The following is an 18,402-nucleotide window of genomic DNA, read 5'->3' as shown; positions in this document are numbered from 1 at the left end:
CGGGTATGATTACATAATATCGTTCAGCATGACACCAACGCCCACCCGTGTCTGCCGGAAGTTGTAGTCGATCAGCGATTCGCCGTAGCCGCTGAACACCTGGGTATAGAAACGCACGTTGCGGGTGATCGGGTAACTCCAGCCCAGTTCCGCGCCGCCGTAGCCGCTGTTCCAGTTGTAGTGGCTGTCGACGCTGAACACGCTGTCGCCCCAGGCGTAACCGACCTTCAACCGGTAGTATCCCATGTATTTGGTGATGTCCGGGTTGTCGTCGTTGCTCGAGCTCTCCGAGAAGCGGAACCAGGGCTTGAGATCCACCTGCCAGTTGCCATTTTGCGCCATCAGCCGCGCATAGCCGCGATTCCAGCTGCGCGACGTCGGATCCGAGCGGCCGTTAGACTGATGGTTAACGCCGATTTCAACATCGCGCAGCGTCCAGCCGGCAAAGCGGTAATCGGTCGCCCACCCCACGAACAGCTGCGGCTCGTAGTTGGTCTCGCGGAACGGCGAAGACTCGCCGCGGTTGGACAATTGCCACCAGGAGCGCTGAGTATAAGACGCGCCGAGCACCGAGTTGTCGCCGGCAATGCCCCGCCACAGCGGAAACGCCAGGCTAAGCTGGTATTTCACCTCGTCCTTGCGCGCCTTGTCGGCCCAGTTGTACGTCTTGATGGCTTCTTTGTTGATATCGCTGGTGTCGGTGTACAGCAGGTAATTGGGATCGTAAGGATACAGCGTGAATGGATTATCGTGCTCCTGCAGCAGGTTGGCGATAATGCTGCCGCGCACCGCCGGCTTATCGTGAATCTGCTGCTCTTTGGCTTCCTCAGCCAATGCCAGCGCCGGCATCAGCAGCGTGGCGGAAACGATCCCTGACAAAATGCGCATAACCTCTCCTTACTCCAACGAAAAAGGGCAAGCCCGGAAAAAATCAGGCCATTTTACACACAAAGGAGGATTTACCGCAGCGCGGTCCGGTTTTATTGGAATAGTCTGGAAAGCAACAAAGGTTAAGCATAAAATCAACATTCCATTAACCTGGACTGACCAGTTAGCTCCCTTAAAACGCAAAAGAAAAACGGAACCCCGCTATGTCGACCACTGCTCTGACCCTGGAAGCCGCCCGCCGCAAGATCGGCGAAATCTTTGTCTACCACATGCCGTTCAACCGCGAGCTTGGCCTGGAGCTGCGCCGCTTCGACGATGACTACGTCGAGCTGAGCTTTACCAACCAGCGCAAGCTGGTGGGCAACGCCGCGCAGGAAATTCTGCACGGCGGCGTGATCGCCGCGGTGCTCGACGTCGCCGCCGGGCTGGCTTGCGCCGGCGGCGTGCTGACGCGCCTGGAGCCGCTGATCGAAGAAGAGATCGCCGCCAAACTGTCGCGTATGGGCACCATCGATCTGCGCGTCGACTATCTGCGCCCCGGCCGCGGCGAACACTTCGTCGCCTCCGCCAGCGTGCTGCGCAGCGGCAACAAGGTCGCCGTCGCGCGCGTAGAACTGCATAACCACGACGGCCTGCATATCGCCACCGCTACCGCCACCTATCTGGTCGGCTGATGATTGTGTGCGGTGAGCGACTTCAGTACACTCACCGCATCTTACGTTCCCCACCAGAGTGACGTCATGGACGCAAAGCAAACGCGTCAGGGCATTTTCTTCGCCCTGGCCGCCTATTTTATGTGGGGCATCGCCCCGGCCTATTTCAAACTGATCCAGCAAGTATCCGCGGACGAGATCCTCACCCACCGGATCATCTGGTCGTTTTTCTTCATGCTGGCGCTGATCACGCTGGGCCGCAACTGGCAGAAAGTGCGCGCCGCCTGCCAAAACCGCAAACGGCTGCTGTTGCTAGCGGTCACCGCGCTGTTGATCGGCGGCAACTGGCTGCTGTTCATCTGGGCGGTGAACAATCACCATATGCTGGAAGCCAGCCTGGGCTACTTCATCAACCCGCTGGTTAACGTGCTGTTGGGGATGCTGTTTCTCGGCGAACGTTTCCGCCGCATGCAGTGGGTGGCGGTGGCGCTGGCGTTCACCGGGGTGCTGGTGCAGCTCTGGCAGTTCGGTTCGTTGCCGATCATCGGTCTGGGCCTGGCGTTCAGCTTCGCCTTCTACGGCCTGCTGCGCAAGAAAATCGCCATCGACGCGCAGACCGGCATGCTGATTGAAACGCTGTGGCTGCTGCCGGTGGCGGCGGGCTACCTGTTCCTGTTCGCCGACAGCCCCACCAGCCACCTGAGCGCCAACCCGTGGTCGCTGAATCTGCTGCTGGTCGCCGCCGGCATCGTCACCACCGTGCCGCTGCTGTGCTTCACCGCGGCGGCTACCCGGCTGCGCCTGTCGACGCTCGGTTTCTTCCAGTATCTCGGCCCGACGCTGATGTTCCTGCTGGCGGTCACCTTCTACGGCGAGACCGTCGGCCAGGACAAGCTGGTGACCTTCGGCTTTATCTGGGCGGCGCTGATCCTGTTCACCCTCGACGCGCTCTATACCCAGCGCAAGCTGCGCTGAGCCCGGCGCCGCCGGGTTACAGCCAGTTCTTGCGCTTGAAGTACAGGTAAGGGGCCAGGCCCGCCAGGATCATCAAGGTGATGGCGCCCGGGTAGCCGAACGACCATTTCAGTTCCGGCATGAATTCAAAGTTCATGCCGTAGCTGGAGGCCACCAGCGTAGGCGGCAGGAATACCACCGACACCACCGAGAAGATCTTGATGATGCGGTTCTGTTCGATGTTGATGAAGCCCATCGCCGCCTGCATCAGGAAGTTCACCTTCTGGAACAGCGATTCGTTGTGCGGCAGCAGGGATTCGATGTCGCGCAGCACTTCACGCGCCTGCTCCAGCTGGCCGGTCGGCAAACGCGCCTTGCGCACCAGGAAGTTGAGCGCGCGCTGGGTATCCATCAGACACAAACGCACCTTCCAGCCGATATCCTCCAGCTCCGCCAGCGTCGACAGCGCGGCGTCGTATTCGTCGCCCTGATGCCCTTCCATGATCACCCGGCTAAGCTGTTCCAGATCGCTGTAGATGTTCTCTATCTCATCCGCCAGCTGTTCAATCTTGGTTTCGAACAAATCCAGCAGCAATTCGTAGGCGTTGCCTTCGAGCATGGTCTGGTTGCGGGCGCGCATGCGGTACAGGCGAAACGCCGGCAGTTCGCGCTCGCGCAGGGTATACAGGCGGCCGTCGCGGATGGTGAAGGCCACCGTGGAGTTGCCGGCGTGATCTTCCGCATCTTCAAAGTAGAAGAAGGAGTGGATATGCAGACCGTCTTCGTCTTCGAAGAAACGGGCGGAGGCTTCGATGTCGTCCAGTTCGGGACGCGTCGCCAGGCTTTGTCCCAGCTCATTCTGCACGCGCTCACGCTCGCCCTCTTCCGGCTCGACCAGATCAACCCACAGCGATGACGTGAGATCATCCGAGTCGTCCAGTTCCAGACGGGACAAGCGGCGGTTATCTAATTTAAAAGCGCTCAGCATGTGCCAAAACTCCGTGAAGGTAACGGGTGCGGACAACGCGTTGAAGCACAGAAACAGAGGGGATGCGTATCACCGATTTGTTTCAGACCATGAAGAGATCTGACTCATAGCGACGCTTTGCGGGGTCGCCGACAACCACGAAGGCTATCAGCAAAAACGGAGAGCCTTAGAAGTTATACCTGCGGCGCAGGTCAGTGAGCCAGTATCTACTGGGTGTGTCCAAGGCGTCTGTCCTCAATGATAATAGTGCGCGCATGTTACGCCGAGAAGAAAAAGCCTGTCAACACGTTAGGCGGGATAATTGCGCAACAAATCATCACGATGATCAATGGCAGAAATGGCGCTTAAACCGTACTGAAAAAGTCGCGGCGATCGCTTACCACCTCCCAGAATGTTGCTAAGATGACATCACCCTAATGGTACGACAAGCATGCGGATTTAAACGATGAAACAGATTACCGCCCATGAACTGACCGCGATGAGCGAACAGGCCGCCAGCGTGGCCCGCCTGCGCGCGCACCGCACCTTACACGAAGAGCTGAGCGACCCGGTGCAACGCCTGGCGATCGCCATGGAACCCGGCACCTATATCCGCCCGCACCGCCACCCGCAAACCTGGGAGCTGCTGACGCCGCTGCGCGGCCGTTTTGTCGTGTTACAGTTCAACGATGACGGCGTCGTGACGCAGCGCACCCTGCTCGGCGAAGAAACCAAAGTGCTGGAGATGCCGGCCTTTACCTGGCATGCGGTGCTGTCGGTCGATGCCGGCGGCGTGGTGTTCGAAGTGAAGCAGGGACCGTATCAGGCGCTGACCGAAGAAGACTGCATGCCGTGGGCGCCGCAGGAAGGCGGCGAAGGTACCGAAGCAGTGATGCGCTGGTACGCCACCGCACAGATCGGCGACCGCTACCCTCACTGATAGTGAACGATTGCAGGGGCTTGCCCCTGCAACGCCTCTCTCGTTAGACCGTTTCCAAACGCGCGTAGGCCGCCACCAGCCATTTGATGCCCTCGCCCGGGAAGGCGATCTGCAGCCGGCTGTGCTCGCCGCTGCCCTCCAGATTGACGATGGTGCCTTCACCAAACTTGGGATGGCGCACGCGCTGGCCCAGCTTATAGCCGGTATCGTTCTCGCTGATCGGCGTGCCCATGCGGCGGTGATTGACCGGGCGCGATACGCTGGCGCGCAGGCGCACTTCTTCCACGCACTCCTCCGGCAGTTCGCCGATAAAGCGCGACGGCCGATGGTAAACCTCTTTGCCGTACAGACGGCGCGTTTCGGCATAGGTCAGCGTCAGCTTCTGCATGGCGCGCGTTACGCCCACATAGGCCAGACGGCGCTCCTCCTCCAGACGGCCGCCTTCATCCAGCGACATCTGACTCGGGAACATGCCCTCTTCCATGCCGACGATAAACACCAGCGGGAACTCCAGCCCCTTGGCCGAGTGCAGAGTCATCAGCTGCACCGCGTCCTGATAGGCGTCGGCCTGGCCTTCGCCCGCTTCCAGCGCCGCATGCGACAGGAACGCCTGCAGCGGCATCAGATCCTGATCTTCGTCCTGATAGCTGAACTGGCGCGTCGCCGTCACCAGTTCCTCGAGGTTTTCGATACGCGCCTGCCCCTTCTCGCCCTTCTCCTGTTCATACATGATGAACAGCCCGGAGTCGCGGATCACCCGGTCGGTCTGCACGTGCAGCGGCATGTCGGCGGTTTCATGGGCCAACGATTCCACCAGTTCGATGAAACGCTGCAGCGCCGACGCGGCGCGGCCGGCCAACACCTTGTCCTGCATCAGCTCGCGCGTCGCCTGCCACAGCGTCAGCTGGCGATCGCGCGCCGCCTGGCGCACCACGTCGAGGGTGCGATCGCCGATGCCGCGCGTCGGGGTGTTGACCACGCGCTCGAAGGCTGCGTCGTCGTTGCGGTTGGAAATGAGGCGCAGGTAAGCCAGCGCATCCTTGATTTCCTGGCGTTCGAAGAAGCGCTGGCCGCCGTAGATGCGGTACGGCATCGCCGTCTGCAACAGCGCCTCTTCCAGCACCCGCGACTGGGCGTTGCTGCGGTACAGGATGGCGCAGTCGTTCAGCGCGCCGCCGTTGTCTTGCCAGGTCTTGATGCGGTTGACCACGAAGCGCGCTTCGTCGAGTTCGTTGAAGGCGCAGTAGAGGGAAATCGGCTCGCCTTCACCGCCTTCGGTCCACAGGTTTTTGCCCATGCGCCCGTCGTTGTTGGCGATCAGGGTGTTGGCCGCTTTCAGGATGTTGCTGGTGGAACGGTAGTTCTGCTCCAGGCGGATGGTTTCCGCGCCGGGGAAATCCTTCAGGAAACGCTGGATGTTTTCCACCTGCGCGCCGCGCCAACCGTAGATTGACTGGTCATCGTCGCCGACGATCATCACGCTGCTGTTGCCGCCCGCCAGCAAGCGGATCCAGGCGTACTGGATGCTGTTGGTATCCTGGAATTCATCCACCAGCACGTTGGTGAAACGCTCGCGGTAGTGATTGAGGATATGCGGCTTGTTCAGCCACAGCTCGTGCGCGCGCAGCAGCAGCTCGGCGAAATCCACCAGCCCCGCGCGATCGCAGGCTTCCTGATAGGCCTGGTAGATGCGCAGCCAGGTGGCCTCCACCGGGTTGTTGTAAGTTTCGACGTGCTGCGGGCGCAGGCCCTCATCTTTCTTGCCGTTGATGTACCACATCGCCTGACGCGGCGGCCACTGCTTCTCGTCGACGTTCAGCGCCTTGATGATGCGCTTGAGCAACCGCAGCTGGTCATCGCTGTCGAGGATCTGGAAATCCTGCGGCAGGTTGGCCTCCAGGTGATGGGCGCGCAACAGACGATGCGCCAGGCCGTGGAAGGTGCCGATCCACATGCCGCCCTGGCTGGTGCCGATCAGATGTTCGATACGGTGACGCATTTCCGCCGCCGCCTTGTTGGTGAAGGTCACCGCCATGATCGAATACGGCGAGCAGTTCTCCACCGACAGCAGCCAGGCGATGCGATGCACCAGCACCCGCGTCTTGCCGCTGCCCGCTCCGGCCAGAACCAACAGGTTGCTGCGCGGCGCCGCCACGGCTTCACGTTGTTTTTCATTCAGGCTGTCGAGCAGATCGGAGACGTCCATAGGCACCACTAATGGTTAAGGGAAAACCCGCCGGTGACGGGTTTTTCACTGGAAATTTATACAGAGTTCTGGCAGGGATTATAACAATGCTGTCAGCGATGCCAACTGCGAAATCTCAATATGCGGCAGCAGGCGGCTGTCGGCGGCCTGCATCAGGCTGCGTTGCCGATCGTTGATCCAACAGGCCTGTAGCCCCGCGCGCAGCGCACCGGCGACGTCGGTAGTCAGATCGTCGCCCACGTGCAGGATCTGCCCGGGCGCCACGCCCAGCCGTTCGACGGCCAGGTGATACATGTCCTGGTACGGCTTGGCGCGCCCGTCCGGCCCGGATCGCAACACGAACTGGAAGTAACCGTCCAGGCCGCACTGCGCCGGATCGGCGTTGCCGTTGGTGATCGCCACCAGCGGGTAGCGCGCGGCCAGCGCCTTCAGCGTGGCGTGGGTCGCTTCCGGTACTTCGATGCGGCTGCGCCACAGCGCGAAGTTCTGCATCGCCGCATCGGCCCCGACCGCCGCCTCGGCATCGCGCAGCCCCTGCCGGCTCAGCGCCAGATGAATGGCGCGCCAGCGCCACTGGGTGACGTCGTGGTAGATCTCCGGATCCTGCTCGCGCAGCTCCTGGCGCAGGCGGTGGAAATCCGCCGACTGGAAGCTGTTCAGACCGGGATGGTAGCTCTGCAGGAAGGCCACCGACTGCTGCTCGGTTTGCCGGATCACCGGACGGTTGTCATACAGCGTGTCGTCCAGATCGAAAGTCAGCGCCGCCAGCGGGCGCAGCGGGCGATAAAAATGCATCAGGATTTCCCCCGTTTGGCGCGCGGATGCGCGGCATCGTACACGTTCGCCAGATGTTGAAAGTCGAGGTGGGTATAAATCTGCGTGGTGGTCAGGTTGGCGTGGCCGAGCAGCTCTTGCACCGCGCGCAGATCGCCGCTGGACTCCAGCATGTGGGTAGCGAAGGAGTGGCGCAGCTTGTGCGGGTGGATATGGCTGTTGACGCCCTGCTTCACGCCCCATTCGGCGAAGCGTTTTTGCACGTTGCGCGTCGAGATGCGTCGCCCCTGATTGGACAGGAACATCGCGTCGTCCTGCGGTCCAAACAGATCGCGCATCGCCAGCCAGTGTTCCAGCCAGGTGACGGCGGTGCGCCCAATCGGCAGTTTGCGTTCTTTGCTGCCTTTCCCCATCACCCACACCTCGCCGGCCGCCATATCGACATGGCGGCAATCCAGCCCCACCAGCTCGGAGAGGCGCAGGCCGGCGCCATACATCACCTCCAGCATGGCGCGATCGCGCACCGCCAGCGGATCGTTGAGATCGATCTCCAGCAGCTGGTTCATTTCATCGACGTCGATATTTTTCGGCAGATGGCGACCGCTGCGCGGCGTGCGGATGCCTTTGGCGGGGTTGGCGGGCAGCACGCCCTGGCTGACCAGCCAGTCGAGGAAACTGCGCAATGAAGAGAGCCGCAGCGCCAGGCTGGCGGACTGCAGACCGGCACGTTTGCTGCGCGCCGCCAGCATGCGCACCCGGGCGGCGTCCAGCGCCGCCCAGTCGGTGACGCCGATCTCCTGCGCCAGGAGCATCAGCGCCGTCAGCTGGCGTGAATAGCTGAGCTGCGTCAGCGGGCTGAGTTGCCGTTCTACCTTGAGATAACGCAGAAAAGCGTCCACCGGCTGCTGCAGGCTGGGCGCAATCGGCGTCATGCGCGTTCGATCCAGCGTTCCAGCAGTTCCGGCAGCATGCGCGCCAGTTGATTGAGCATTACCGTGCCCATGCCCTGCTGATAGTGTTGCGTATCGCGGCTGCTGAAGATCACCATGCCCAGCTCGCCATCGTCGCCCAGCATTGACAGCGCTACCGAACCAATCTGGCCGATCTGTTTGGCCTGCGGCAACAGCAGCAGCAGTTCGGGGCCGTTCAGGCCGCCGAGGTAGTGTTGTTCGCTGCCCAGCCGCTGGATGCGGAACGGCTCGAACGCCGAACGCGTCAGCGCCAGATGGGTGAAATCGGAAGGCGCGCCGATATTCCAGCGCTCGGCGAACAGACGCACCGTGGCGCCGGCCAAACCGAAGCCGCGCGCCCAGCGCTGCAGCCGGTTGAGCATGTCCTGCAAGCTGTCGGCGGTGGCCAGATCGGCCTGCAGGTGCAGCAGCCTGGCGAACAGCCCTTCGTTGGCGCTGGCCTGCTCCATCAGCAGCGTGATCTCTTCTTCCAGCCGTTCGATATGATTGCGCTGGCGGGCCAGATGCCATTCCACCAGCGAAACGGTGCCGCGCACCGGGTGAGGCACGCGCATCTGCTCAACCTGGCGCGCGTTGCGAATAAAGAAATCCGGGTTCTGCAGCAGATACTGCATCACGGTGTCGTCATCCAGCGCCAGGCCGGCGACGCTCTGTTCTTCTACGCTTTTCATAGATGAATAAATCCGTCATAGACATGGGTTGCCGGACCGGTCATAAACAGCGGGTTGCCCGGCCCTTTCCAGCGAATATGCAGGCTGCCGCCCGGCAGCTCTACATGCACTTCTTCTGACAGCAATTCCTGTTGGATCCCCACCGCCACCGCCGCACAGGCGCCGCTGCCGCAGGCCTGCGTCTCACCGGCGCCGCGCTCATAAACGCGCAGCTTGATATGATCGCGGCTGACCACCTGCATAAAGCCGATGTTGGCCCGTTCCGGGAAGCGTTCATGCCCTTCCAGCACCGGCCCGAGCAGCTCCACCTTGGCGGTTTTTACGTCGTCCACCTGCAAAACACAATGCGGGTTGCCCATCGACACCACGCCGCACAACACGGTATGTTCCGCCGCGCGCATGATGTAGGTCTTTTCAGCCTTGGCGGCGCGGAACGGCACCGCCTGCGGGTCGAAATTCGGCTCACCCATGTTGACGCACACCAGATCGTCGTCGGTGACGCTGAGCACCATGCGCCCGGTTTGGGTGCTGACGCGGATATCGCGCTTGTTGGTCAGCCCTTTCAGCCGCACGAAACGCGCGAAGCAACGCGCGCCGTTGCCGCACTGCGCCACTTCGCTGCCGTCGGCGTTAAAAATTCGGTAGTGAAAATCCAGTTCGGGATCGTAAGGCGGTTCTACCACCAGCATCTGGTCAAAGCCGACGCCCAGGTGCCGATCGGCCAGCCGGCGGATCAGCTCAGGTGAAAAATAGACATTCTGTGTAACGGCATCGACCACCATAAAGTCGTTGCCCAGACCGTGCATTTTGGAGAACTGCATATCATACTCCGCTATCTGGACGCGCTATCCGTCTTGATTTTACGGCGGCGCTCGCCACCGCAAACAGGGTGTTACTGGTCAACCATCGACGGTTTTTGCTGAGAGCCAGACTGCTCCTGCTGGTTCTTTTGCACCTGATCGCCCGTTTGCACCGGCGGCTTGGCCGGTTTCTGGCCGGCGGAGTCGGCAGGCGGGAAGTAAAGCGGGCCTTTCAGACCACAGCCGGCGAGGCCGGTAACCAGAACTGCCATCAGCGCATAGCGTAGTTGTTTTTTCATTTGCATTAATGCCTGTAATTCATGCGTCCAAGGTCTCTATAATCGCAGGTGGATCATGAAAAGCAATAGGAATTGAATATGAACGACAGCGAGTTTCACCAGTTGGCCGACCAGCTGATGCTGAATATTGAAGAGACACTGGACGATTTTGACGGCGATGCGGACATCGATTACGAAACCCATGGCGGCGTGATGACGCTGAGCTTCGAAAACGGCACCAAAATCGTCATCAACCGCCAGGAGCCGCTGCACCAGGTGTGGCTCGCCACCAAGGCCGGCGGTTACCACTTCAACTACCGCGACGGAGTTTGGCTATGCGATCGCAGCGGGCAGCCGTTTTACCAACTGCTCAGCGAAGCGGCCAGCGCGCAGGCCGGCGAGGAACTGAGTTTTTCCTGAGGTTAAGCAGGGCTCGGCAACCGAGCCCTTGCGGCGTCAATGCAGCTGGAACTGCTGCTTCAGCGGCTGAGCGGCGCCGTCGGCCACCGTCACGCACAGGCTGGACAGCACGTTGCTGCGGAACGGGATCACCTGCGTGCGCCCGTCGAGCTGCACGATTTGATAGAACTGCGGCAGATTGAAGTTGATGAAGCTGGAGCCGTAGGTAAAGCGGTCGTGCGACGAGGAATAGAAGCGGCTGACGTCACGCACCAGCTCCTCTTTGCTGCCCTCGCAGTGGTGATACACCTCTACCCGGTTCGACTCATCCAGAATATAGATGTTGAAACCCTTGTCGTCCGAGGTGTCTTCGAAGAAGAACTGGATGATCCCCTCGCTGGCGAAACCATCCACCACCGGCGGCAGATGCACCTGATCGGTTTCCACCTTGATAGACAGGCCGTGCAGCTTGTTGTTGGAGATGGCGCCGTAAAACTCCACCGCATTCTCCAGCTTTTGCACCGACACGCTCAGGCGCTCGAAGAACAGCCCCCAGGTCTGCCCGGCGACGCGCACCGCCTTGAAGCGGCCGGGTTCCAGCCGGGTGCTGGACAGGCGCAGCTCGATGCACTCCGACACCAGCTGCTGGATACGGGTGCGGATAAGGCCGCGCAGGTGCTGACTGTAGCAGAACACTTCCACCGACTCCGGCGGCGCGGCGTCCTGGTGCATTTTGCCGAGAATGGTTTTCAATGCTTCCAGCACCGACTGCTCGCCGCTGAAATGCAGGGTACGCACTTCGTTCCAGGAGTTGCGGTACAGCAGATCAATGCTGCCCACCAAACACTGCTGCTGCTGGCCGAAGCTGAACACGTCCAGCTTGCGGAAATCGAAGTGCACCACCTGATTGCGGAAGGCGGCGGTCGGATCGTTTTCCAGATTGACGATGATCGCCAGATGGCGGATCTCACACGGGCTGTACAGCGCTTTCGGCGTCGGCGCCGGCAGGCGCAGCGGGAAGTGATGAGAAACGTCGGCCACCAGCTCCTGCAGCTTGGCGGTGTCGCACAGGTTGCCGCTTTTAATGTGCAGGCGGGTCTGCGGCGTCAGCAGGCCGTTGAAATAGGCCCAGGCCACCAGCTTGTTCAGGTAGCGGTTATATTCCAGCGGCTGATGGCTGACGATCGAATCCATGGCCGGCGCCTGATTGTACAGGTACCAGCCGGTGCGGTTGGCGCGGCCAACCGGCACGTGAATAAAGGTTAAATCGTTTTCCGACAGGTCCGGTGAAATCTGCGGGTTCACCAGCGTCACCTTGCCGGGCAGCGCTTCGAACGCCGCATACAGTTTGCGGGTCAGCACGCCGATATCCTGCGGGCTGGCGCTGACGCTGAGGTTATTGCGGCGGGCGAAACGGATCAGGTTGCGGTAGCTCTGCATCATCGCATCGAGCAACTCGTTATGCGCTTCGCGCACCCGCTCGATCTTCCAGTTGGCGCGGTTGTCCAGCATCGCCAGACGCTCGTCGCTCCAGCCCCACTCGCTGACCAACTGGCTGAGGATCTCGCGCCGCCAGCCGACGCAGGCCTTGGCCAGCGACAGCTTTTCACACACTTTCAGGTAGAAACAGCGGCGGGCCAGATCGAGGCGGGTGGTGTCGTTGATGTCGGTCAGATAGCGAGTGACGCGCTCGAGCATCATGCAGTAGGCATCGAGCCCGAAGCTGACGATCTCGCCCTGGTGCAGGCGATGTTTGATGTCCGTCGCCAGCAGCTGGGTATTGGGGTATTCCCAGGAATAGGCTTCCAGCAGCAGGGTCTTCAGCACCGCCTTGTAAGGCGAATCGATGCTCTTGTACAGCTGCCACAGGCTGGCGCCGAAGTACTCTTCCGCCGACAGCGAACTCAGGCCGCCGAGATCCAGCCACTCGTTCGGCGTCAGCGCGCCCTGCGCGTACAGCGACAGCACGTATTCATCGTAGTGCGCTTCTTCTTCGCCCGGCACCATGTTCCACAGGATGCGTTTGCCGGCCAGGCGCACCGCGGTGCGGTAGAACTCGTCCAGCAACAGGATGTGCTGCGTCGAGCCGCAGTCTTCGCCGCCCAGGCTGCCGCTTTCATTATGGCGGAAACGGTTTTCGTCGATCAGGAAGAAGCTGACTTCCACCCCCATCGAGGCGGCCCACTTCTCAAGCAGGCTGCATTTTTGCTGCAGGCGGGTGCGTTCTTCGTTGTCCAGCCAGGACTGGTGGCAGACCCAGATGTCGAGATCCGAGCTGCAGCTTTGGCCGATAGACGAGGTGCTGCCCATCGAATAGACGCCGGTGATCGGCAGCTCGCCGCTGGCCGGTTTGTCAAACGGGCTGCCCCATTTGTCTTCTAAATCGTTCAGGTATTCTTGTTGAGTTTCATCAGGCGTGTAGAGGCAAATGCCGTGGGGAACGTTACCGTTCAGGTAACCCGGCATCAGCGGGTGGTGGTGGTGCAGTAAGGTGGGCAGCAGACTGTATACCCGTTGAAACGCGGGCTTCATAGCCGCCAGGGCGCGATCGACGCGTAGCTGATTGATCGCATCCAGTCTCTGCTTCAATGTCTCGATGTAGAGGTACAAGACGTCTCGCCTGATTATCCCGGTGTTTAGAAAAAAACCCGTATTCCATAAGCGCCGTTAGTGTAAGAAGAATATTTGGCGACTTATTGCTGGAAACGTGATCAATTTAACACCTTGCTGATTGACCGTAAAGGAGGTAACGCTTCACAATTATTGTAGCGCTTCCCTAAACGATTTACCCGCAGTGTTAACTGCCCCAAAGCACATCACACGTCCCTTTGATTCCGTTGTCCTTTTTCCGCCTCCGGCTTCTTGCACTGACAGTATTGACTCTCAGTGGTAGGATGGATGGCGAAATATAAAAACGGTAACAAGCATGTTAGACAAAATTATTCGAATTGCCACCCGACAAAGCCCGCTTGCACTTTGGCAAGCACATTATGTGCAGCAACGTCTGATGGCCTGCCATCCCGGCCTGCAGGTCGAGTTGGTGCCGATGGTCACCCGCGGCGACGTTATTCTGGATACGCCGTTGGCGAAAGTCGGCGGTAAAGGCCTGTTTGTTAAAGAACTCGAGCTCGCGCTGCTGGAAGGCCGCGCCGACATCGCCGTGCATTCGATGAAAGACGTGCCGGTCGATTTTCCTGCCGGGCTCGGTTTGACCACCATTTGCGAACGCGAAGATCCGCGCGACGCTTTTGTTTCCAATCGTTTCGCCTCGCTCGATCAGCTGCCGCTGGGCAGCGTGGTCGGCACCTCCAGCCTGCGCCGTCAGTGCCAGCTGCGTGAACGCCGCCCGGATCTGATCGTGCGCGACCTGCGCGGCAACGTCGGCACTCGCCTGGCCAAGCTGGACAACGGCGACTACGACGCGATTATCCTGGCGGTGGCCGGCCTGAAGCGTTTAGGTCTGGAGCAACGCATCCGCAGCCCGCTGAGCGCCGAAGAGTGTCTGCCGGCGGTCGGCCAGGGTGCGGTCGGCATTGAATGCCGTCTCGACGACAGCGTCACCCGCGCGCTGCTGGCGCCGCTGAACCATGCGGCCACCGAAACCCGCGTGCGCGCCGAGCGGGCGATGAATACCCGCCTGGAAGGCGGCTGCCAGGTACCGATCGGCAGTTATGCCGAACTGGATGGCGACAGCCTGTGGCTGCGCGCCCTGGTCGGCGCGCCGGACGGCAGCCAGATGGTGCGCGGCGAACGCCGCGGCCCGGCCGCCGAAGCCGAACGGATGGGCGTTGAGCTGGCGGAAGAGCTGCTGGCGCGCGGCGCGCGCGAGATCCTGCGCGAGGTTTATCAGGGAAATCCGCCGGCATGACGATCCTGGTAACCCGCCCATCGCCTTCGGGGGAGCTGTTAGTGAGCCGGCTGCGCGCACTCGGCCGGGTTGCCTATCATGCGCCGCTGATCGACTTCGCCCCCGGCGGCGATCTGCCGAAGCTGCCGCAGGCGTTGCAGCAGCTTAGCGCCGGCGATCTGGTGTTCGTGCTGTCGCAGCATTCGGTGAACTATGCCGATTCGGTCATTGGCCGCGCCGGGCTGAGCTGGCCCGCGCACCTGGCTTATTACGCCATCGGCCGCACCACCGGGCTGGCGCTGCACCGCATCAGCAGTTTGCCGGTGGAGTACCCGCGCGAACGCGAGATCAGCGAAACGCTGCTGCTGCTGCCGGCGCTGCAAAAGCTGGCGGGCAAACGCGCGCTGATTTTACGCGGCAACGGCGGCCGCGAACTGTTGGGGTCGACGCTGAGCGAGCGCGGCGCCGACGTCAGCTATTATGAATGCTATCAACGCAGCCCGCTGCACTATGACGGCAGCGAGCAAAGCGCCCACTGGCAACGCGCCGGTGTGGATACGCTGGTGGTGACCAGCGGTGAAATGTTACAACAGCTCTATACTTTAGTTCCTGATTACTATCGTTCTTCATGGCTGCTGCGTTGCCGCCTGGTAGTAGTGAGCGAACGCCTGGCTACCCTCGCCCGGGATTTGGGCTGGCGTACGATTCGGGTAGCTGACAACGCCGATAATGACGCGCTGATCCGCGCACTACAATAATCTGACTATGGGATGTGCCACTATGACGGAACAAAATACCCCATCCGCCCCGGTTGAAGAGCCAACCACCGCGGTTGAGAGCTCCCAGCAGCCAGCCGCTGCCAGCCGCAAAGGCAAGAACACCGGCCCGGTGCTCGGCGCGATCGCTATCGTGCTGGTCATCGCCCTCGGCGCGGGCGGCTATTACCACACGCACAAGCAGGCGCAACAGCTGATCGCCGCCAATCAGGCGCTGCAACAGCAGCTTGAAGGCGTAAAGCAGAGCCAACAGCAGGAAAGAAATGCGCTGGAAGGCCTGCTGCAGCAGCAGGGTAAAACCCTGGACGCCGCCGATCGCGAGCAGGCGAATCTGGCGCGCCAACTGAGCGAGCTGCAGGAAAAAGTGGCGACCATCTCCGGCAGCGACGCCAAAACCTGGCTGCTGGCGCAGGCCGATTTCCTGGTGAAAATGGCCGGCCGCAAGCTGTGGAGCGATCAAGACGTGACCAGCGCCGCCGCGCTGCTGAAAAGCGCCGACGCCAGCCTGGCGGACATGAACGATCCGAGCCTGCTCGACGTGCGCCGCGCCATTACCGAAGACATCAGCACGCTTTCCACGCTGACCCAGGTCGATTACGACGGCATCATCCTCAAGGTCAATCAGCTGTCCAATCAGGTGGATAACCTGCGCCTGGCGGACAACGACACCGACGAAGCGCCGATGGATCAAAACAGCAGCGAGCTCTCCGGCTCGATCGGCGAATGGCGGCAGAACCTGGCCAAGAGCTGGCGCAATTTCATGGCCGACTTCATCACCATCCGCCGCCGCGACACCAGCGCCGAACCGCTGCTGGCGCCGAACCAGGACATCTACCTGCGCGAGAACATCCGTTCGCGCCTGCTGGTGGCCGCACAGGCCATCCCGCGCCATCAGAACGAGACCTACAAGCAGTCGCTGGAAACCGTCTCCACCTGGGTGCGCGCCTATTTCGACACCACCGACCCGGCGACCAAGGCCTTCCTGGAAGAGCTGGACAACCTGAGCCAACAGTCGATCTCGATGGATGTGCCGGATCAGCTGAAGAGCCAGCCGCTGCTGGAAAAAGTGATGCAGACCCGGGTGCGCAACCTGATGACCCAGTCCCCTGCCGCTCACCAGGAGGGTTAAGCCATGTTACGCGTGCTATTTCTGTTCCTGGTGGTGATCGCCAGCGTGGTGCTCGGGCCGATGTTGGCCGGGCATCAGGGCTATGTGCTGATCCAGACCGATAACTACAATATTGAAACCAGTGTCACCGGCCTGGTGATCATGCTGGTGCTGCTGTTCGTGGTGCTGCTGGCGATCGAGTGGATCCTGCGCCGCATCTTCCGTACCGGCGCCCGCACGCGCGGTTGGTTTATCGGCCGCAAGCGCACCCGCGCGCGCCAGCAAACCAAAGCCGCGCTGATCAAACTGGCGGAAGGCGACTACAAGCAGGTTGAAAAGCTGATGACGCGCAACGCCGCCCACGCCGAACAGCCGGTGGTGAACTACCTGCTGGCCGCCGAGGCCGCACAACAACGCGGCGATGACTTCCGTACCAACCAATATCTGGAGCGCGCCGCTGAAGCCGCCGATACCGATCAGCTGCCGGTGGATATCACCCGGGTTCGCATCCAGCTGGCGCAGGGCGAGAACCATGCCGCGCGCCACGGCGTCGATCGCCTGCTGAACCAGGCGCCGCGCCATCCGGAAGTGTTGCGCCTGGCGGAACAAGCCTATCTGCGCACCGGCGCCTACGCGTCGCTGTTGGAAGTGCTGCCGTCGATGCGTAAAATCGAGCTGCACAGTGAAGAGCAGCTGCAGGCATTGCAGCAACAGGCTTATATCGGGCTGATGAATCAGGCGATGGCGGACGAAGGCAGCGAAGGCCTGAAGCGCTGGTGGAAAGATCAGAGCCGCAAGACGCGTCACGAAGTGCCGCTGCAAATCGCGATGGTGGAGCACCTGATCGAATGCAACGACCACGAACTGGCGCAGGAGATTGTGCTCGACAGCCTGAAGCGCCAATATGACGAGCGCCTGGTGCTGTTGCTGCCGCGGCTGAAGTCCGGCAACCCCGAGCAGTTGGAAAAAGCGCTGCGTCAGCAGATGAAGCAACACGGCGCGACGCCGCTGCTGAACAGCACGCTGGGGCAACTGCTGATGAAGCACGGCGAGTGGCAGCAAGCGGCCGACGCCTTCCGCGAAGCGTTGAAACAGCGCCCGGATGCTTACGACTACGCCTGGTTGGCCGATACGCTGGAAAAACTGCATCGTTCGGATGAAGCGGCGCAGATGCGACGTGAGGGACTGATGTTGACGCTGAAACAGAACGGCGGCGAATAACGCCCTGCCCAAGTGAGAAAAGCGCGGCTCCGATGCCGCGCTTTTTTTTGCCCAGGGTTTTCTGTGGCGCAAAAAAAACACTTGCCGTATGGCAAGTGTATAAAGAAGCAATCAGGTCTAGGACAACAGGGGCGGTGCCTCACTCAACGTTTTGCCCTGAGCGTGATGACGGGTTAGTCATCGTTCTCGTGGGCGATAGGCACCCTAAATCGGCTCTGCGTCATTCCCAGGGTTTATGAAGCCTAAGGCGAACATAAGAGGTGGAATGAGCATCTACGCTATAGGTATTGCATTTGTCGTGCCAACTTTCAGATCCAGGAAAGTCGCCATAAAAAATAGCATTCAATTTATTGAAAATATTGAATTTTTACTTACCCTCTAACTTTCTCTCAGCATGCCGTCCCCTGTCGTTCTTTACCCACGGCCGATCTGATGCTGTCGCCGCAAAACGACGACTTAAACCAAAGCCACTTTTAATGTTTAAAATCAATGGATTATTTGTCTCAAACTGGCGACAACTTCAAACCACATTGTCGCTGAAAACCTACACACGTGCCGGTTGAGACAAAATGCCAATGTTCAGATACGCAAAAACCCGTGTAATGCTGCACGGGTTGGTCGCTATGCGTTTCGTCGCAGCGGGAAGGACTTAACCTCATAAACGGCGGACGTAAAGAAACCGACTTACGTCGGTTTCTTTGAAAATGGTCAGCGAGAGAAAGATTACGCGCCCTGCGGGCCGTTGCTAAAGCAACGTCCTCTCGAACCTCCTGCGGAGGTGCTCATCCTCATAAACTGCAGACGAAAAAAAACCTGCTTTAAAAAGCAGGTTTTTCGAATGTGGTCGGCGAGAGAGGATTCGAACCTCCGACCCACTGGTCCCAAACCAGTTGCGCTACCAAGCTGCGCTACTCGCCGATTTGTGTTGCTCATACTACCCGATTTATCA

At 60.5% G+C, this 18,402-nt stretch carries 17 protein-coding genes and 1 tRNA gene; 8 read left to right on the top strand and 10 right to left on the bottom strand.

Annotated features, from left to right (window positions below; genetic code table 11):
* Positions 1–9: 9 nt before the first annotated feature.
* Entirely contained in the window at positions 10–888 is an 879-nt protein-coding gene (pldA, locus tag JL05_RS01710) for a phospholipase A (RefSeq protein ID WP_004934270.1), read from the bottom strand.
* A 203-nt stretch (positions 889–1,091) separates the two neighbouring features.
* Between pldA and JL05_RS01705 the strand changes: the two genes are divergently transcribed.
* Together JL05_RS01705 and rarD are read left to right on the top strand one after the other, a co-directional pair.
* A complete protein-coding gene (locus JL05_RS01705) occupies positions 1,092–1,562 on the top strand; it encodes a thioesterase family protein (RefSeq protein WP_033631494.1) in 471 nt (156 codons plus the stop codon).
* Between the two features lie 66 nt (positions 1,563–1,628).
* A complete protein-coding gene (rarD, locus tag JL05_RS01700) occupies positions 1,629–2,516 on the top strand; it encodes an EamA family transporter RarD (RefSeq protein ID WP_033631492.1) in 888 nt (295 codons plus the stop codon).
* A 16-nt stretch (positions 2,517–2,532) separates the two neighbouring features.
* On the opposite strand, the gene corA is transcribed toward rarD, so the two are convergent.
* Positions 2,533–3,483, bottom strand: a complete 951-nt coding sequence (corA, locus tag JL05_RS01695) for a magnesium/cobalt transporter CorA (protein ID WP_004934262.1) — start codon at positions 3,481–3,483, stop codon at positions 2,533–2,535.
* Positions 3,484–3,928: 445 nt separating this feature from the next.
* Between corA and JL05_RS01690 the strand changes: the two genes are divergently transcribed.
* On the top strand, positions 3,929–4,402 hold the full coding sequence (locus tag JL05_RS01690; RefSeq protein WP_033631491.1) for a WbuC family cupin fold metalloprotein: 474 nt from the start codon (positions 3,929–3,931) through the stop codon (positions 4,400–4,402).
* Positions 4,403–4,445: 43 nt separating this feature from the next.
* Here the strand turns inward: JL05_RS01690 and uvrD are convergent, their stop codons facing one another.
* The 6 genes from uvrD to lptM form a co-directional block, all read right to left on the bottom strand.
* Positions 4,446–6,608 carry a DNA helicase II gene (gene uvrD, locus JL05_RS01685; RefSeq protein WP_015376268.1) on the bottom strand — a complete coding sequence of 721 codons (2,163 nt, stop codon included), beginning with the start codon at positions 6,606–6,608 and terminating at the stop codon, positions 4,446–4,448.
* A 78-nt stretch (positions 6,609–6,686) separates the two neighbouring features.
* Positions 6,687–7,403, bottom strand: a complete 717-nt coding sequence (gene yigB, locus JL05_RS01680; protein WP_033631490.1) for a 5-amino-6-(5-phospho-D-ribitylamino)uracil phosphatase YigB — start codon at positions 7,401–7,403, stop codon at positions 6,687–6,689.
* Positions 7,403–8,314: a tyrosine recombinase XerC gene (gene xerC / locus JL05_RS01675; RefSeq protein ID WP_033631489.1), complete on the bottom strand. Its 912-nt coding sequence runs from the start codon at positions 8,312–8,314 to the stop codon at positions 7,403–7,405. The genes yigB and xerC overlap by 1 nt, the downstream gene beginning before the upstream one ends.
* Entirely contained in the window at positions 8,311–9,024 is a 714-nt protein-coding gene (locus JL05_RS01670) for a DUF484 domain-containing protein (protein ID WP_004934247.1), read from the bottom strand. Before JL05_RS01670 ends, xerC begins: the two co-directional genes overlap by 4 nt.
* Positions 9,021–9,845, bottom strand: a complete 825-nt coding sequence (gene dapF, locus JL05_RS01665; protein ID WP_004934244.1) for a diaminopimelate epimerase — start codon at positions 9,843–9,845, stop codon at positions 9,021–9,023. Before dapF ends, JL05_RS01670 begins: the two co-directional genes overlap by 4 nt.
* Before the next feature lie 71 nt (positions 9,846–9,916).
* Positions 9,917–10,123 (bottom strand): LPS translocon maturation chaperone LptM, encoded by a 207-nt coding sequence (gene lptM / locus JL05_RS01660; protein ID WP_079007581.1) that lies wholly within the window; start codon positions 10,121–10,123, stop codon positions 9,917–9,919.
* Positions 10,124–10,201: 78 nt separating this feature from the next.
* Here lptM and cyaY point away from each other — a divergent pair, with 78 nt between their 5' ends.
* Positions 10,202–10,522, top strand: a complete 321-nt coding sequence (gene cyaY / locus JL05_RS01655; RefSeq protein WP_033631487.1) for an iron donor protein CyaY — start codon at positions 10,202–10,204, stop codon at positions 10,520–10,522.
* Between the two features lie 36 nt (positions 10,523–10,558).
* Here cyaY and JL05_RS01650 read toward each other — a convergent pair whose 3' ends face one another.
* Complete coding sequence (locus JL05_RS01650; RefSeq protein ID WP_033631486.1) at positions 10,559–13,111, bottom strand: class I adenylate cyclase; 2,553 nt, start codon at positions 13,109–13,111, stop codon at positions 10,559–10,561.
* A gap of 316 nt (positions 13,112–13,427) precedes the next feature.
* On the opposite strand from JL05_RS01650, the gene hemC reads away from it, so the two are divergent.
* Genes hemC through hemY form a run of 4 tightly spaced genes read left to right on the top strand, consistent with a single transcriptional unit; the run spans position 13,428 to position 17,453 of the window.
* Positions 13,428–14,369, top strand: a complete 942-nt coding sequence (hemC, locus tag JL05_RS01645; RefSeq protein WP_033631485.1) for a hydroxymethylbilane synthase — start codon at positions 13,428–13,430, stop codon at positions 14,367–14,369.
* Positions 14,366–15,106: a uroporphyrinogen-III synthase gene (gene hemD, locus JL05_RS01640; RefSeq protein WP_033631484.1), complete on the top strand. Its 741-nt coding sequence runs from the start codon at positions 14,366–14,368 to the stop codon at positions 15,104–15,106. Before hemC ends, hemD begins: the two co-directional genes overlap by 4 nt.
* A 22-nt stretch (positions 15,107–15,128) precedes the next feature.
* A complete protein-coding gene (gene hemX / locus JL05_RS01635; protein ID WP_015376260.1) occupies positions 15,129–16,253 on the top strand; it encodes a uroporphyrinogen-III C-methyltransferase in 1,125 nt (374 codons plus the stop codon).
* A 3-nt stretch (positions 16,254–16,256) separates the two neighbouring features.
* Positions 16,257–17,453, top strand: a complete 1,197-nt coding sequence (gene hemY, locus JL05_RS01630) for a protoheme IX biogenesis protein HemY (RefSeq protein ID WP_033631483.1) — start codon at positions 16,257–16,259, stop codon at positions 17,451–17,453.
* Between the two features lie 841 nt (positions 17,454–18,294).
* On the opposite strand, the gene JL05_RS01625 is transcribed toward hemY, so the two are convergent.
* Positions 18,295–18,371, bottom strand: a tRNA-Pro gene (locus JL05_RS01625).
* Positions 18,372–18,402: the final 31 nt, after the last annotated feature.

Origin of the sequence: Serratia nematodiphila DZ0503SBS1, assembly GCF_000738675.1 — a bacterium.
GTDB lineage: Bacteria > Pseudomonadota > Gammaproteobacteria > Enterobacterales > Enterobacteriaceae > Serratia > Serratia nematodiphila.
The sequence above is the reverse complement of the archived record's forward strand: the minus strand, read 5'-3'. Positions and strand labels throughout refer to the sequence as shown.